The organism is Pseudidiomarina salilacus (genome assembly GCF_047323925.1).
Taxonomy (GTDB): domain Bacteria; phylum Pseudomonadota; class Gammaproteobacteria; order Enterobacterales; family Alteromonadaceae; genus Pseudidiomarina; species Pseudidiomarina salilacus.
On sequence record NZ_CP178751.1, the window covers coordinates 1,419,990 to 1,434,452 of the forward strand.

The 14,463-nt window shown below is 47.2% G+C and carries 11 protein-coding genes; 1 reads left to right on the forward strand and 10 read right to left on the reverse strand.

Features of this window, described 5'->3' with window-relative positions; translation table 11 throughout:
- The first annotated feature begins 41 nt into the window (after positions 1-41).
- Positions 42-800: a glycosyltransferase family 25 protein gene (locus ACJ8W9_RS06790; RefSeq protein WP_411360730.1), complete on the forward strand. Its 759-nt coding sequence runs from the start codon at positions 42-44 to the stop codon at positions 798-800.
- Positions 801-806: 6 nt separating this feature from the next.
- Here the strand turns inward: ACJ8W9_RS06790 and ACJ8W9_RS06795 are convergent, their stop codons facing one another.
- The 10 genes from ACJ8W9_RS06795 to ACJ8W9_RS06840 all read right to left on the reverse strand — a co-directional run bounded on the left by ACJ8W9_RS06795 (position 807) and on the right by ACJ8W9_RS06840 (position 14,313).
- A complete protein-coding gene (locus tag ACJ8W9_RS06795; protein ID WP_411360731.1) occupies positions 807-2,837 on the reverse strand; it encodes a S9 family peptidase in 2,031 nt (676 codons plus the stop codon).
- A 187-nt stretch (positions 2,838-3,024) separates the two neighbouring features.
- On the reverse strand, positions 3,025-4,851 hold the full coding sequence (locus tag ACJ8W9_RS06800) for a DUF1302 domain-containing protein (protein WP_411359121.1): 1,827 nt from the start codon (positions 4,849-4,851) through the stop codon (positions 3,025-3,027).
- A 166-nt stretch (positions 4,852-5,017) separates the two neighbouring features.
- The gene (locus ACJ8W9_RS06805) at positions 5,018-5,977 is read right to left on the reverse strand and encodes a hypothetical protein (RefSeq protein WP_411359122.1); all 960 of its coding nucleotides are present in this window, start codon (positions 5,975-5,977) and stop codon (positions 5,018-5,020) included.
- Between the two features lie 86 nt (positions 5,978-6,063).
- The gene (locus ACJ8W9_RS06810; RefSeq protein ID WP_411360732.1) at positions 6,064-7,122 is read right to left on the reverse strand and encodes a hypothetical protein; all 1,059 of its coding nucleotides are present in this window, start codon (positions 7,120-7,122) and stop codon (positions 6,064-6,066) included.
- Between the two features lie 167 nt (positions 7,123-7,289).
- Positions 7,290-8,351, reverse strand: coding sequence for a hypothetical protein (locus ACJ8W9_RS06815; RefSeq protein ID WP_411359124.1), 1,062 nt, complete (start codon positions 8,349-8,351; stop codon positions 7,290-7,292).
- A gap of 196 nt (positions 8,352-8,547) precedes the next feature.
- Positions 8,548-9,624 (reverse strand): hypothetical protein, encoded by a 1,077-nt coding sequence (locus ACJ8W9_RS06820; protein ID WP_411359125.1) that lies wholly within the window; start codon positions 9,622-9,624, stop codon positions 8,548-8,550.
- A 152-nt stretch (positions 9,625-9,776) separates the two neighbouring features.
- Positions 9,777-10,760, reverse strand: a complete 984-nt coding sequence (locus tag ACJ8W9_RS06825; protein WP_411360733.1) for a hypothetical protein — start codon at positions 10,758-10,760, stop codon at positions 9,777-9,779.
- A 221-nt stretch (positions 10,761-10,981) separates the two neighbouring features.
- A complete protein-coding gene (locus ACJ8W9_RS06830; RefSeq protein WP_411359127.1) occupies positions 10,982-11,965 on the reverse strand; it encodes a hypothetical protein in 984 nt (327 codons plus the stop codon).
- Between the two features lie 213 nt (positions 11,966-12,178).
- Positions 12,179-13,183 (reverse strand): hypothetical protein, encoded by a 1,005-nt coding sequence (locus ACJ8W9_RS06835; RefSeq protein WP_411360734.1) that lies wholly within the window; start codon positions 13,181-13,183, stop codon positions 12,179-12,181.
- A 170-nt stretch (positions 13,184-13,353) separates the two neighbouring features.
- On the reverse strand, positions 13,354-14,313 hold the full coding sequence (locus ACJ8W9_RS06840; protein WP_411359129.1) for a hypothetical protein: 960 nt from the start codon (positions 14,311-14,313) through the stop codon (positions 13,354-13,356).
- Between the last annotated feature and the right edge of the window lie 150 nt (positions 14,314-14,463).

The following is a 14,463-nucleotide window of genomic DNA, read 5'->3' on the forward strand; positions in this document are numbered from 1 at the left end:
ATAACGCCTCACGTTATGGTATGCATCAGAGGGAAAGCGACATGGGCCAAGCTGCAAAATGGGCTATTTTTGTCATTAATTTACCGCGTTCGGCGCATCGCTGGCGCACCATGTCACATCGCTTGAATGCGATTGGTTTGCCCTTTCAGCGCATTGAAGCAATCGATGGTGACAGTCTGAGTGAGGCGGAAGTCACCGAGGTCTTCGACCGTAAGCGCGCACAATCGAATTACCATTACCAACTCACGCGTGGTGAAATCGGTTGCTATTTATCCCACCTCAAAGCTTGGCAGGCAGTGCTCGATCAACAGCTCGATTACGCGATTATTTTAGAAGACGATGTGGTCCTCGCCGATAGTTTCCGTTTTTTACCGAAAACCCTTGCCAAACTCGACGACGCATGGGATCTCATCAAAATTGCAGCGCCTTACAAAAAACAAAAAACCATTCAACTAGGTGATATTGGTTCCTTTGGCTACGTGCGTTACCGTAAGCCGCCAATGGGTGCGTGTGGTCACGTTGTCAGTGCCGCCGGCGCTCAGAAATTGTTAGCGAAACGACCGCCGTTTTATCGGCCGGTAGATGTCGATTTACAGTGGCAAGATGAACTCGGACTCAACGTTCGTGGTTTGCTGCCTTACACGGTTGACAATAGTCACGAGCACGCCAGCGATATTTTTGCGATTGGTGACCGCCGTGCGCAACAAAAACGCCCGTTGCAACGCTTGAAACACCACATCAGATTGTATTTCGATAGTGTGCGAGCCAACCATAAGGCTGGCCCGCAACGTCAGCAATAGCAGGCGCTATTCTGCTTTTTCACCATGCTTCTCAAACCAATGCAAGATGTACGCAACCTTGCCAATGAGGTTTGACGGACGGCTATAGATGCCATGCGGCGCATCAGGTACCCGCACCATTGCAGTCTCAACGCCAGCCAATTTCAGCGCTTGATAATACTGCTCTGACTCAGAAATCGGCGTCCGGTAATCCGCTTCACCGGTGAGCAACATCGTGGGTGTGGTTACATTGCCGACGTAGCTGATGGGTGAATACTTCATGTAATGCGCCAAGTTCTCCCAAGGTAAACCAGGGAACCAGTATTGGGTGAAGTAGTTGTAGAAATCAGCGGTGAGTACAAAGCTGTACCAATTGATGACCGGCTTGGCCACCACGGCGGCACGGAAGCGATCGGTGTGACCAACAATCCACGCCGTCAGCACTCCGCCACCACTACCGCCGGTGACATACAGACGCTCTTCGTCGATAAAGCCTTTTTCGATCACGGCATCGACGCCATCCATCAGGTCATCGTAATCCTGACTCGGATAGTTGTGATGGATTTCTTGCGCAAAGGCTTCGCCATAACTCGTACTACCGCGCGGGTTGGTATAGAGCACCACATTGCCGGCCGCTGCCATTAACTGTACTTCAGCGGAGAAAGTGTTGGCATAGGCAGTATGAGGGCCACCGTGAATTTCTAGAATCAGTGGATACTTTTGCGCCGGGTCGAAGTTTGGTGGGTAAACAATCCAACCTTGAATATCGTAGTCACCGTGCTTGGATTCGTACCAAATCTCTTCGACTTTGCCGAGTTGCTTGTGCGCAAACAGGTCGTCGTTGAGACGGGTGAGTTGCCGCTTCATATTGCCATTACGCAGCACTAAGTCAGCTGGGCGGTGTGGATGGGCCAAGGTGTACACCAGCTGGCCGTTACCAACCACGTCAAAATCGCCGCCACTGTAGGGACGACCGTAACTAAGACCTCCCATTTCGTCGGTCAGCTCCGAGCGTTTACCGTTTAGATTTTGATAAACAATGTGGCCTTTACCATGGCGGTCGTACGAAAAGTACAGACCGCGGCTATCATCGGCCCACTGCACGTCACTGACGCTGTAATCGAGTTCGTTGGTGAGCATGCGTGGTTCATCGCCATCGAGATCCATTACATACAGTTTGGTTAGCTGATGGCTCATTTTCTCATCGTCGTAGCCAAGCCACGCGAGTTTCTTACCGTCTGGGCTCACTGTCGGTGCAGTGTCTGGGCCGACACGGTCGGTCAGTTGCGTGATTTCGCCGTCGGCAACCGCTACGCTGTAGAGCTCGGAGTTTTGCGGTTGATTGAAAGCGTCATCGCGCAAGTTGGCTGAAAAGATAATCGAGGTGCTATCGCCAGCCCAAGTAAGGTTACCGCCGTGATTGTATTCACCAGTGGTAATTTGACGTGGCGTCCCGCCATTTGCCGGCATCACATAGATTTGGGTGTAGCCGTCTTTCAGGTAGCCAGCACCATCGAAGCGATAATTGTCTTTGTCGATGTACTTCGGTGCCTCAGCCCATTTTGCACCTTCAGGTGCTGCGGGCAAACTGACAGGAGCCTTACTTGGCTTCGGCGTGAACATGGTAAACGCAATCCACTTGCCATCTGGCGACCAACTTAAGTTACTTGGAGAGCCGGTGAGGCGCGTCACTGGCGCGTGATCTTTGGTATCGGTCCAGTACAAGTGAATTTGATTGCTACCGCTGCGGTTCGAGACGAACGCTAGTTTGCTGCCATCTGGTGACCACACTTGCGAATGATCATTGGCATCACCACCTAGCAACGGCCGCAATTCGCCTTTATTGTCGGCGCGCCACAATGTTCCGTATTTGCGGTCGGTCATGATATCCATGTAGTTACGCACAAAGACCGTGTAACCACCCTCAGGATGAATCGCCGGCGCACTGGCGTATTCTAGTTGAAACACATCTTCTGGTTGGAAGCTGTGTTGCGGGTTTTCATTAGCAATGGCACCTGTGCTTGCAAGCGCCAGCATTATTCCAATAGTCGTTTTCATTCTGGACTCCGATGTAGCCGTAGCCCGCAGTTCTACCGCGAGGCATCTCAAATATTCTCATCATAGACGAAAAGTCAGATCTTACCCGTAGTAGAACTACGGGCTACAAGCCTTTTTGGCAAGCGCTGTTCGATGAAACGCATAAAAAAACCCGCCGAAGCGGGTTTTTGTTAGAACTTGGTGTGACTTAGAAGCTATAGCTGAAGCTAATCGCAGCGAAGTCGCGGTCAGATGCTGGCTCATAATCGCCACCGGTATTGATGTTGTAACCAACGCCAATTTTATAAGCTGACAAGTAGCTGAAATCAACACTCAAACCGACTGTCTTACGACCTTCGATAAAGTTGCTGTTCGGCGAGTAGCCCTTTACATCATGACCAATGGCCAGTGTTGGAGTCATGTTCCAACCGGCAAACACGTTATTGTAGTCTGCTACGAAACGTGCGCGATAACCCCATGAAGACGCAGTTACGAAGCCTTCACAGTTGATGTCGGCAGCTGGGTTTGGATTGCCTAGCATGCGCTGGTCGGCAACAGTTAGACACTTACCATAAACTGGGTTACGGCCATAACGTTGCTCATCAAGACCTGGCAGCGAGTGAACTTTGTTCATCGCTACTTCACCGATAAAGGTCAAACGACTGGCGCCCAACACGTTATCAAGGAAGCGAATACCGGTTAACTGGAACTGGCTGACATCAAGTTTATCGTAACCTTCTTGCAATTCGCCTAAGTTAGTGAAGTTACCCTCGCCATCTACGCGAATGCGGTCACCGAAGGTGCTCGGAACGCCGGCACGTAGACCTGCTGTAAGGATTTCAGTGGTATTGATTTGTACTGGGGAATCAGGGCGGAAACTATATTCGCCACCGACTGACCACAAGCCAAAGTTAGTACTGAAGCTCGCACCCATGATTTCGGTATCTTCCGGATACTGCAATACATAGTCAGGACCCGCAATTGGAATACCATCAGGGTGGCTTAAAGCTGGACTAGGTTGCAGTCTCCAGTTGTAAGCAGAGATAATTGGCGTCTGGTTATGGATATTCATGTAGTAGAGACCGAACTCTACGTCGAGATCCATGTTGTAGTTACGTAGTGCAAAACCATATTGACCGCCATCGTCTGGCTCAATATTAGGTGCACGATCTAGGTAAGTACCAAACTGAATCGATTCTGCATCGCTCAAGTTGCTTGAAGGGTCGCCCGGGACTAACTGTGGGTTCAACGTAACTTTGTTACAGCCTGGACCGCCTAAAATGTCGACCGTCGAGAAGAAGGTACCGCAACCGTCTAGTTTAGTGTTATCCCACTCGTACTGATAGAACAAGTCCAAGCTGGTGGCGTCGGTCAAACCTAGGTTAACGTTCAGCATACCTACTGGCAACAAAGCTTCTTTAATTTCTACGCCAGGACGACGAATGGCGTTTACGTCGATTGGGTTGACAGCATTGACACCGTTGAAGATGAAGGTACTTTCACCCCAGCTCAATACTTGGCGGCCTAGACGCACGTTGACTGGCATATCGCCCAAGTCAAAGTAGCCATAGACGAAAGCGTCAAGCAGTTCAAAACCTGAACCTGTTGAGAAATCATCTAAGCCGTCATTATAGAGTGTGACATCTGGCGTGTAGTTGGTAGCTGCATGACCATGCGCAACTTCTTGGTTCTTGATGACATCATCGTACCAATATTTGAAACGCACGAAGGCACCGAAATCACCGCCATCGATGCTGAGATCGTGCACACCTTTGACAACCGATGACACCATGTCACCTTTGTCATAGTTTAAGTTACCATCGTCGGCTACGCCCGACTGACCTAGACCACCTTCGGCGTTACCTGGATGCAGCACGCGCAAATCTGGGTCTTCCAGACGCCATGCAGCACCGTAAGAAATAATAGAATCAAACTTAACGCGGAAATCGCCTACTTCAAATTCTGCAGCATGAACACCAGCAGATCCGGCGAAGGCTAGCGCCACAGCTGTCGCGAGAGGTAATTTTTTTAGCATAGTTGTTCTTCTTTTCATGTTAGCCACCTAATCCTATTAGGATGTTATAGGCTCAATCATGTCCGATGAGTTACAAATATGCAAGTGCTTGGTGAGGAAAATTGTAACAACTGGTCGGACAGGCTAGTCGAGCGCGGAAAACCGCGCTCGAACTGAGTTAAATCGCTTACTGTGGACGACGTGAGTGATAGCCAACTTGTGACGCATTGCGCAACGTCGTAGCCTCTTCAATGGTTAAATCACCGCTTTTTTGTAGGCCATTAATCAGCTTCATAGTGCAATTTGCGGCAGTGTTACAGGCTGCAAACTTATCACTCAAGGTACAGCCATCAGCGAAATTATAGTTAGTGACACCAGAATCATTCCAATCAAAGACAACAGTGTCGCGCGTATCAGATGCCGGGCAGCTATCCACATCATCAGCAATGCCGTCGTTGTCCGCATCGGCGCTCAAATAGCGCACGTTTGTTGTAAAGCCTTGTACTGCGCCGAAACTATCGACATCGGCGACAAAGTCTTCGAATTCATCAAAATAGATAAACGGGATGTTGTAACTACCTGTGGTCAGCGTTGGATACCCTTCGCTAGCATCGAACAACGATGCTAGACCACTGGTTACATCGCCGGTCGCACCCACGCCGTAAGCAAAAATATCAACACCCAAATTAACGCCGCGACGCACGTATTCAAACTCACCAAAATTCGCGATGCTCCATAAAGTGGAGCCTTCTGGGAAACCCAATCCGCCGACGATTTCGCCATCCAAAAAGATGGAGAACAGCTCTGCGGTAGCGATTTCAGCATCAAAGTTTACTGCGCGGTCATAAATAAGCTCGCCTGATGGCGCGAAGACTTGCATGCGAATGCTACGAATAGCATTTGCATATTCGAGACCAATGCCAAAACCCTGTGTTGTTTGCGCGAGACTAGCATCCTCAACTAAAGTCGCGGTAAACTGCAGCGGCTGCGCCAACAGGCCTTGATACTCACTTAGGGCAGGAAGACCGGAATACAATAACTCGCCTTTTATCTCGAGCGTTTGTTCCGCAGCCGAAAGTGGAGCCATTAGCGTTAACAGAGATGAAAATGCCGCGGCTTGCAGACCGCGGCGAGTGAATTTGCGCATACTGTTCCCCTTACTTTGTAAATGTTTTTATCCTATTGAACATAAAACAAATTTGGGAACTGTCAATTAAATCTTGGTAAATTCAATTACCGCGGTTGACTGCGATACGACATGTACAACGCATCGCGCAACATGCGTGCTTCGGTGTAGTCGATAATGCCTTCATCGACTAAGCCATAGGACACCTGCTTCTCGCAATAGCTTGGTCCGCTGTAGCGCGGTTGGAAACGACTGAAGCGCGACGGTTGTTCTTGCTCTTCAGGCGTACACTTAGCGTACCGGTCCATAATGGTGCAACCTGAATCATCAACGTGGTTGGTAACTGTAGAGTCAAGCCAACCGCCAAAAATTACGGTTTCATCCATCAACGAACTACTGCATAGGTCGATGTCATCAGCAATTCCATCGCCATCGCTATCGTCTACCCCCTCTTCGTAGCTAATAAAGGTCGTGCGCCCAGTTAGCGTTAGTTCTTCAAACGCTGTTTGTTGTTGTTTTGCTGTTTGCGTATCCAACACTTGAACAAGCCCTCTGCCGAAGGAAGTGAACATCACACTTACCTCAATCTCTCCGGTATTGAGTGTCGGATAATAATCCCAGCTTTCGAAAAGTTGCGCCAAAACAGGAGACGGCTCCTCGATTTGTGCCGGCATCACCAATGGTCGTGTATCTAGGAATACCACATGGCGAAACTCCTCATCAGCGGCCTCGGGACAGCTGCGAGTTCCCCAAATGGCGATATCAAAGGATTCCTGCTCACCACCGTCAGCGCGAAACTCTGCCTCACCTCCACTGACATCACAAAATTCGTCGGCATCTAGCTGCGTTTGTTCAAATACCAATTGATCGCTTTCATCATGAACTTCGATACTAATTTCTTTAGTCGCGCCCAAGAATTTTACGTAGTTGTATTCCGGTTGAGAATCCGCTAACAACATTGGATTTGGCTCTTCCGTGATGCGAATAGTGAATCTTACTTGATCTGAAGGGACTTCATTAAGTGCGGAAACAAGCATCGGTTGGCTGATCGCCTCAATCACGAGCGTGCGATTTTCAACCGCGGTCGATTGCATCGCCAATGCTGTAGAACTACACGCCAGAGCTAATACAGGCGCACATGCAAAAAGTTTTAGTTTTGTTTTCATAATCTTATTCTCTTTTATTTAAACTAAGTAGCGTTTTGCAGGCGCTTTTTTGAACCCTTGGTAGGGATCCATCAATAAAACTTAGACCAATTTGATAAAATGTCCATATGCCGAATGATAAACCCGCTCAAATCGAGCGGGCTTTAGCTAGTGTATGAAGTGATACCTTACCGTGATTGGCTGCGATACGACATGTACAACGCATCGCGCAACATGCGCGCTTCGGTGTAATCGATAATGCCTTCATCGACTAAGCCATAGGACACTTGCTTCTCGCAGTAGCTTGGCCCGCTGTAGCGCGGTTGAAAGCGACTAAAGCGTGTTGGCTGCTCTTCAACTTCCTGCGTACACTGAGCGTAGCGGTCCATAATGGTACAGCCGTTCGCATCAACATAGTTGGTCACAGCCGAGTCGAGCCAGCCACCAAAGATGACCGTTTCATCAGTAATAGATGCACTACACAAATCTACTTCATCGCTGATGCCATCGCCGTCAGCATCATCACTTGCGTAGTTAATACTGGTTGCGCGTCCAAAGGCAAAAAAGAATTCGAAATTTTCGTCGACTTGAGTCGACTTGCTCTCATTTTGTGAGCTAAGACGCACATTTTCACCGCCGAGCGCTTGCACTACCATGAATAATTCCGTTTCACCTGCTCGCAAGGTTGGATAGTTTTCCCATGTCTCAAACAGCGTCGGGAGCATCACCGAAGGGGTTATCGCTTGAGAGTCCAGGAACACCATATTACTGTTTTCGAGATAAACAAACTGTGTGTATTCCGCAAATGAATCTTCAACACAGCTGACGACTCCCCAAGTTGCTGACTCAGAAGTTGACTCGAACTCACCATCGCTAAATTGCTCGAACTCCGCCTCACCGCCGGCGCTTTCGCAGAAAGTAGGATCGTTTACGAGAGTTTGGGCGAACATCAGTTGTTCACTATCATCTCTAACCTCGATACTAATCTCCTTAGTTACTCCGCGATACGCATAAAACGAAGGTTCGCTATAGACTAAGTAGGCTGGATTTGGTTCTTCAGTAATGCGCACTGTCATTGGATATTCGAGTGGGCTTTCCATCTGTTCATCAAGTAAAGGCCCTGACATTGCGAATCCATTAATGACAATCGTTCGATTGGGAACTGGTTCTGCTGGAGTTGCAAATGCAACGCTGCTGTAAGCCAAAGCTAACAGCGTAGCCGCACCGCTTAATTTGAATTTGTTTTGCATAATAAGTGCTCTTCGCTTGTTTAAAATTTTAGGTTTTGTTGTCAACTAACGGTTTAAATTTAGAGTAAAACTTGAATAAGTCTATATAACAATACGCGAGTAAAAATGTAGGTTCGCGTGCCACTCTCAATAACATCTCTATAGAACCTCAATAAAAAGCCCGCGCGGAGCAGGCTTCGACATAGGTCTCTAAGTATTACCGTGCTTGGTTGCGATACGACATGTACAGTGCATCGCGTAGCATGCGTGCTTCGGCATAATCGATGATGCCCTCATCAACTAAGCCATACGATACCTGTTTCTCGCAGTAGCTTGGCCCGCTGTAGCGCGGTTGGAAGCGACTAAAGCGTGAAGTTTGCTCCTGCTCTTGTGGTTCACACGCAGCATAGCGATCCATGATGGTACAGCCGCTTTCATCGACGTAGTTTTCGACTTCTGAGTCATACCAGTCTTGGAAGATAACGGTCGCACCCGTTAACGATTCGACACAGCTATCAGCTTCGTCTGGAATGCCGTCACCATCGATGTCTTCAATGAGTGCGCTGATGGTAGTGGTGTAACCGTACAAGATCGCCGAATAATCGTCAGGATTTTCTTGTGGGAATTCGTTAGGGTTACCTTCGAAAAATGGGTCAGTACTTTCGTCGATGTATATATCAATTGGCTGAATGTTGTCACCAACGAGAAAAGTTGGAAAACCACCGTAGCTTGCAAACAGGGGTTCAGGTTGCGCAAACGCGTCTTCTTCTTGTTGAGAAAACGGGCCGCCATCCCAGAAATAGAATTCAGAGACTGCACCTAAGAATAGGTCCAAACGACGGATTCCCACTTCGTCCTGTACATGAATCTGTGAGGAGAATCCTTCACGCGCGGCTATTTCAGGCCCCTGAGGTAAAGCCTGGCTTGTCGCGACCCTAAATAGAAAAGGTTCTTGGTCAGTTGAGTTTCTTGATGCTTCGAACAGCACGTTGCCCTGGTCGTCAAACACTCGAACGGTAAGACTGTGTTCAACGCCGTCATATTCATCAACCGTACCGAAGGTATCCACAATCATCGGCGCAATAAGGTCTTGTTCAATAATGAGCTCGAACGGTAATGGCAGCATTTCTGTGGTAATGCCATTTGGCAAAGAGCTGTTCGCATAGGTACCAGTAAAAAATCCCTCTACCTTTACATTTGTTTCGCCACTGGTAGTTTGCGCATTGACTGCAGTAGTGCCACTAATGCTTGCGATTAAGACGACGCCGAGCGTCGCTAGGTGCTTTGGGGACATGTCGGTTTCCTTGTTTTTTAATATCAATTAATCGTTTAATTTCTGCACAATTTTAAAGGGTTCGTAAGTTAAAACAATTCCACAAACCGCATATTCCAATACGCATAAAAAAGCCCGCGACAAAATGCGGGCTTTAAACATAATTCAAGCAATTATTTAGGCTGGCTGCGATACGACATGTACAAGGCGTCGCGCAACATACGTGCTTCAGTGTAATCAATCACGCCATCACCATTGAGCTCGTACGAGACTTGTTTCTCGCAGTAGCTCGGGCCGCTATAGCGTGGTTGGAAGCGGCTGAAACGTGAAGTTTCTTCTTGTTCCGCCGGTTGGCAAGCAGCGTAATGATCCATCACGGTACAACCTGACGCGTCAACATGGTTAGTGACGCCAGAATCAAGCCAGCCACCAAACATGACGCTTTCGTCCATTAACGAAACTGAACAGGCATCGACGTCGTCGGCAAAGCCGTCGCCATCAGCGTCAGCAACGCCTCCAGCAACCGAGGTTACGGTGCCATTAAATTCCAAGTAACGATAACCCTGCTCCGAACTGGAATAGCTAAACCAGCCAAAGAAATAGGATGCTGACGCAGTTCTCGAGGTCAATAACGGGTAAGGTACATAGGTGGTAAAAAAGTCCTCTGTAGAAAATTCATCTCGAATGTAACCACCGAAATTAACCCAATCGGCACCTACACTTCCTTCTGCCCACCATTGCGCAAAACTAGGGTACTGTTGGCTAAAAGATTCTTGAAAATAGCTATTACTTAAACTCATGTTTTCAAGCGATAGTTCAAATCCTAGGAATGAAAGAGCAGCAATTTCATTACCTTCTACATCAAAGAATTGATAAGAAATGCTTTGTAAAGGGTTTTGATATTGCTTATGCGCAAAGGCATTAATGTTCTCATAAGCGTAGCTGACTGGCGCGGATGTGTCTTCCTCAACCACAAAACGAAATGTTGCAGCGCTCAGTAATTCCTCTGGTACAGCATTCTGATAATAATAATTATTAAAACTGTCGACGGTACCCTCAATCACAACTTCGTTGATGATCTGCGCATGCGTTGTCGCACCAAGTAGCGCGAAGAAGCCAAGCGCTCCCTGCGAGATGCGTTTCAAATTTTTATTCATTGTTGTTTGTTCTCCAAAATAAAGCCCTCGCCCATTTGCAGTGGGCGAACCTTTGCGCTGATTGATGAGGTCAGCTACTGCTCACAATTTATTCTCAATTTCCAAATACACAAGGAAAACATGAAAAATTACCGCAATTTAATAGGTTATATGTAGTTTGATTGTTGCATTTCGCACAAAAAAGCCCGCGAATGCGGGCTTTTTTGATTGCTTGATAAAGCTTAACGCGGTTGGCTGCGATACGACATGTACAAGGCGTCGCGCAACATGCGTGCTTCGGTGTAGTCGATCACACCATCGCTGGTTAGCTCATACGACACTTGCTTCTCGCAGTAGCTAGGGCCGCTGTAGCGCGGTTGGAAGCGGCTGAAACGTGAAGTTTCTTCCTGCTCTGCCGGTTGGCAAGCAGCGTAAGCATCCATAATGTTACAACCTGAATCATCCATGTAATTGGTAACACCTGAATCATACCAGCCACCAAAAACGACAGTTTCATCCATGGACGAGTTAATGCAACTATCAACTCCGTCGCCGAAACCATCTCCATCTGAGTCTACTTCTACACCATCATAGGAGATATAAGTTGCGGTCCCTTCGAAGCGAAAGTTTGGTTCTGAAAATCGCTCCTGTGCCACCGCTTGAAAAGGAAAAACAGTTTGCCCCGTTACCAATTTCGGATAAGGTAAATAGGATTCTACCAAAGGCGAGTTTTGCGGGCCCAGTGGACTTACGCGGCTGCCAAAAAAGTTTGGACCTAAAGAGTACTCAGTACGACCCGTCTTCGTCGCGATAATGCCCCACATAGCAGATTCAGGATAACTAGCTTCGGCATCGTGGTAGATTGCAACGCGATCGGTTAATGACGTATCTGTGTCTCGAAGATCCACTCGATCATATAGAATCTCAGTTCCTTCGTTATCATAAAGCCAAAATTCATAGGCGGTAGTCGTGTCATATGTTAAATAACCACCAGAACCATTAGAGGTCAAATTAAAGCTAGTGATATCTTCGGTGATAAGTGCAACAAATGTTAAGGGCGTCTCTAGCTCTCCCGTAAACGCTTCAAAATCAGGATGAACTGCGTAAGTAATTTCACCTTGGATGGTTGTTTCTTGATAAGTAGATTGCGCTGCCGCTGGCAGTGAAACTGCGAGTGTGCTTAAGAGCACAAGCACCGCGCTTAAAGATTTACTGAAAGTTCTCATGGTATGTGTCCTCTCGATGTTTCGATCAAGGATAGGAGGCGTTGATCATTTTGCATATAGCATGCACGAGTAATATATATGTGGATTTTTGTTTAAAAAACGAGGCCTGCTGCCGTTGGGGAATTTGACATCAGGCCTCGTTGTAAATCAGATACCAATCTAAATCACTGCGATCACTACATGCTAAAACCTTCGCATGTGTTCGACATCAACTTAACGCGGCTGGCTGCGATACGACATGTACAAGGCGTCACGCAACATGCGTGCTTCGGTGTAATCGATGATACCTTCATCAACTAAGCCATAGGAGACTTGCTTCTCGCAGTAGCTAGGGCCGCTGTAGCGCGGTTGGAAGCGGCTGAAACGTGAAATTTCCTCCTGCTCTGCCGGTTCGCACTTAGCGTAATGATCCATGATGGTACAGCCGGATTCGTCCACATAGTTGGTCACACTCGAGTCATACCAATTGCGGAACATCACGGTTTCATCAGTAGCCGAAGCAGGACAACTATCGAGCTCATCGGGGACCCCATCACCGTCTGCATCGTCAACGCCATTACTGTAAATAAGCGTATCTACTAAAATTTCGAATTCGATGTCATAGTCGTCATTCCATATCAAGAATAAGCTCAATAAGTCATAGTTCTGTTGCTCGAGAGGAATGAGCGTCGGTACGCCTTGCTCTAAATTTTCATAAAGCACGGCACCTTGAGGTAAGCCATAAATTTCATTCGCAAAATCTTCGGCGGTGTAGAGATCAACGTAAATCTCGGTCTCACCAAACTCTGGGTCATCCAAATAGACATTATACCAGGCAGTATCAATTACGGGTTCTTCTTCAACCTGTTCGAATTCACCACCGTAGTCACCACTGAAACCCTCAAAAAAACGCATTCTATCCCATTCTGGTTGGTAGCTGGGATCATCGAAGAAAATAGGGGTCATGCCGATGTCAATCTCTTGCCCTTCGGCATCAAAAAAAGTGAATTCGATTGACGTGAGACCTGAATAAAAGACGATATCATAAGGCTCGCGTAGGGCGGGTTCTACTTCGTCGTCATAAACGACCACCGCACGAGCACGAACGATATCAAAGCCTTCGAGCGAGGAGGCTTCTACCACATCACCTTCTAAAGTAAGTGTTATTTCTTCTGCAATAGTCGACATTGAGAATCCGGCAGCTGCCAATAACGCTACGGCTGTTGTTACCTTTTTCATAATCTGCTCCATTTCGATTTCGAGTCACAAGTAACCACCCGATACAACTAGCTGTTCCTGCTAAACAGATGATGCTCAAAAAGTATCCAATAAATGTGTGTTTAGCTATATGCCAAATTACATATAAGAAAGCCCGCGAATGCGGGCTTTGGTTCATTGCGCTGTAAAACTTAACGCGGTTGACTGCGATACGACATATATAAACCATCGCGCAACATGCGTGCTTCGGTGTAATCGATGATACCTTCATCAACTAAGCCATAGGAGACTTGCTTCTCGCAGTAGCTAGGACCGCTATAGCGTGGTTGGAAGCGGCTGAAACGTGAAGTTTCTTCCTGCTCTTCTGGCTGGCAAGCAGCGTAGCGATCCATAATGGTGCAGCCTGATTCATCAACATAATTGGTAACGCCGGTTTCATACCAGCCACCAAAACTGACTGTCTCGTCCATGATTGAAAACGGGCAGCTATCAGCGGCATCTACAATGCCATCTTCGTCAGAGTCGATTGGCACATACGACACTGTGTCAACGACAAAGTTCAAATCATCACCCCCGTTTATATCAATAACTCGGAAAAGCCCAGTATGATTTGCAGTCCCGGCATATTCTACATAACGAATATAGCCATCCGCCGATTCTTCGAACAAAGGATTACCATTGTTTAAAAAATCTAGCCAAAAAGTGAAGCTCTCTTGATTATCATTAGTGAAGTAGGTATCTGAATTTGTAGCTGCAGAACTGGTGTCTTGACCTGTTAAAGGACCGCCAAATGCATGCCAAGATCCTGTTAATGTGCCATTCGGCCCATCCATTAACTGAGTTGGAAAAGTCTGCGGGATTTCATTACCTTGAATATCGAGGAAGTAAAACTCAACACTGGTAAAGGTATCGTTGTAGTTTTCGTTTGCGCTATAATTAGCTGCCAGCATATTGGTCTCATCATAGGTGACGACTGCTATGAAACGATCGACGGATTCAAAATTCGAAATTGTTGCAAGTCCACCGATCTGTTCTGGAGGTAGTTCGTTATTCTGTTCAACACTCCCTTCAAAAGTCACGGTTTGTAGTTGTTGCGCGCTCGCAGGAGCTATTAGGAATAGCGTTAGCAACGCTGGAATTAAAACTTTCATAGTTGTTGTTCTCCATTTGATAGGTCGCTGATGATTTCGACTTATTCAAAATAGTTTAACCCTCCAGGTTTAACAACCATGCTATCGTTTTATTTTTTTGTTGGTTTTGGATTAAAAAAGCCCGCATAAAGTGCGGGCTTTAAAGTCTTA

Excerpts from the sequence above, each read along its gene's own strand:
- ACJ8W9_RS06835 (WP_411360734.1), bottom strand. The coding sequence starts at position 13,183 with ATGAAAAAGGTAACAACAGCCGTAGCGTTATTGGCAGCTGCCGGATTC.
- ACJ8W9_RS06795 (WP_411360731.1), bottom strand. The coding sequence starts at position 2,837 with ATGAAAACGACTATTGGAATAATGCTGGCGCTTGCAAGCACAGGTGCC.
- ACJ8W9_RS06810 (WP_411360732.1), bottom strand. The coding sequence starts at position 7,122 with ATGAAAACAAAACTAAAACTTTTTGCATGTGCGCCTGTATTAGCTCTG.
- ACJ8W9_RS06815 (WP_411359124.1), bottom strand. The coding sequence starts at position 8,351 with ATGCAAAACAAATTCAAATTAAGCGGTGCGGCTACGCTGTTAGCTTTG.
- ACJ8W9_RS06805 (WP_411359122.1), bottom strand. The coding sequence starts at position 5,977 with ATGCGCAAATTCACTCGCCGCGGTCTGCAAGCCGCGGCATTTTCATCT.
- ACJ8W9_RS06790 (WP_411360730.1), top strand. The coding sequence starts at position 42 with ATGGGCCAAGCTGCAAAATGGGCTATTTTTGTCATTAATTTACCGCGT.
- ACJ8W9_RS06825 (WP_411360733.1), bottom strand. The coding sequence starts at position 10,760 with ATGAATAAAAATTTGAAACGCATCTCGCAGGGAGCGCTTGGCTTCTTC.
- ACJ8W9_RS06820 (WP_411359125.1), bottom strand. The coding sequence starts at position 9,624 with ATGTCCCCAAAGCACCTAGCGACGCTCGGCGTCGTCTTAATCGCAAGC.
- ACJ8W9_RS06840 (WP_411359129.1), bottom strand. The coding sequence starts at position 14,313 with ATGAAAGTTTTAATTCCAGCGTTGCTAACGCTATTCCTAATAGCTCCT.
- ACJ8W9_RS06800 (WP_411359121.1), bottom strand. The coding sequence starts at position 4,851 with ATGCTAAAAAAATTACCTCTCGCGACAGCTGTGGCGCTAGCCTTCGCC.
- ACJ8W9_RS06830 (WP_411359127.1), bottom strand. The coding sequence starts at position 11,965 with ATGAGAACTTTCAGTAAATCTTTAAGCGCGGTGCTTGTGCTCTTAAGC.